This is a genomic window from Shimazuella kribbensis DSM 45090 (genome assembly GCF_000428065.1).
GTDB classification, from domain to species: Bacteria; Bacillota; Bacilli; order Thermoactinomycetales; family Thermoactinomycetaceae; genus Shimazuella; species Shimazuella kribbensis.
The window spans coordinates 1-1,444 of the sequence record NZ_KE386620.1 but is presented as its reverse complement, the minus strand read 5'-3'; the positions used below and the strand labels follow the sequence as shown (position 1 = coordinate 1,444).

The 1,444-nt window shown below is 46.9% G+C and carries 1 protein-coding gene and 1 pseudogene; both read left to right on the top strand.

Annotated elements, in window-relative coordinates; all coding sequences use genetic code 11:
- The coding region (locus A3GQ_RS25320; protein WP_037465862.1) for a collagen-like domain-containing protein at positions 1–976 on the top strand (976 nt) is incomplete at its 5' end.
- Positions 977–1,205: 229 nt separating this feature from the next.
- Positions 1,206–1,444 (top strand): annotated as a pseudogene (locus A3GQ_RS25315) (hypothetical protein); the annotation flags it as partial.

Sequence of the window (1,444 nt, the reverse complement as noted above, 5' to 3'; positions counted from 1 at the left end):
CGGATCAACCGGATCAACCGGAGCCACAGGAGAAACAGGAGCCGAAGGATCACCTGGAGCCACGGGAGAAACGGGAGCCGTCGGATCACCTGGAGCGACTGGAGCCATGGGAGAAACAGGAGCCGTCGGATCACCTGGAGCGACTGGAGCCACGGGAGAAACAGGAGCCGAAGGATCAACCGGAGCCACTGGAGCCACTGGGTTAACCGGTCCAACAGGACTTCAGGGTCCGACAGGAGTTATTGGTGAAACCGGAGGCGGAGCAACTGGACCAACCGGTCCGACCGGTCCAACAGGCCCTCAAGGCCCAGCAGGAACCATTGGTGTAACAGGCAGAACAGGATCAACCGGAGCAACTGGTCCAACCGGTCCTACCGGTCCAACAGGCCCTCAAGGACCAGCAGGAACCATTGGTGCAACAGGCAGAACAGGATCGACCGGAGCAACTGGTCCAACCGGTCCAACAGGATTTCAAGGCCCAGCTGGTGTAACTGGAGCCACCGGAGCGACGGGTATAACAGGATCAACCGGCCCGACTGGACTTCAGGGCCCAACAGGACCTTCTCTAACAAATAGCAATGCAATGATCGTAAATCCTGCAAGTCAGATAGTTCCTAATAACACAGCTATTCCATTGAGCACCAATCTAGTCATTAATGGATCATCTATCTCGCATATTCCTGGTACCGCACAGATACAACTTGCACCTGGCCAGACTTATCTGGCAATTTATGAAACAGCGGTATCCACACTTCCTGGTATTGCTGCTCAAGTAGTATTTCAATTATCGGGAATTCCAATTACAGGTTCAGAGTCAGTTAATTCATCTTCAACAATTGGATTGGGTGTTGGACTTAACTCTCAAGCGATATTTAATACACCACTTATAGGCATCAGTATTTTGACTTTGGTCAATATTAGTGGAGCACCAGCTACTTTCAGTGGTACAAATATTACGATTACTCGTTTATCCTAGTTTTGACGTGAATTTTCTGTTATATAAACAACGGATTACTAGATATTGATACCACTTTCTTTAGTGGTATTTTTTGTACTATGCTGGTTTCTATTTTAAATAGCTTTTCATTTTGTACAGAATATTTATTAACTTAAAGTGTCCTCCTCATTCGGTAATGCGTATAATGTTTTGTGTTTTTTTAGAAAAGATAATGATTTATTAATTTATAAAGAAAGGAGCAGCACTGTTGCAAAATATATGTAAAAATAGCGGAATTGCAATAATTGATAAAGACAGCATTACAATTATGCAGATCACTGGTCCAACTGGACCTACTGGTGCAACAGGGCCAACTGGATCGACGGGATCAACCGGAGCAAGAGGAATAACAGGTCCAGCAGGAACCACTGGTCCAACCGGAGCAAGAGGGATAACAGGTGTAACTGGTCCAGCAGGAACCACTGGTCCAACCGGAGCAAGAGGGAT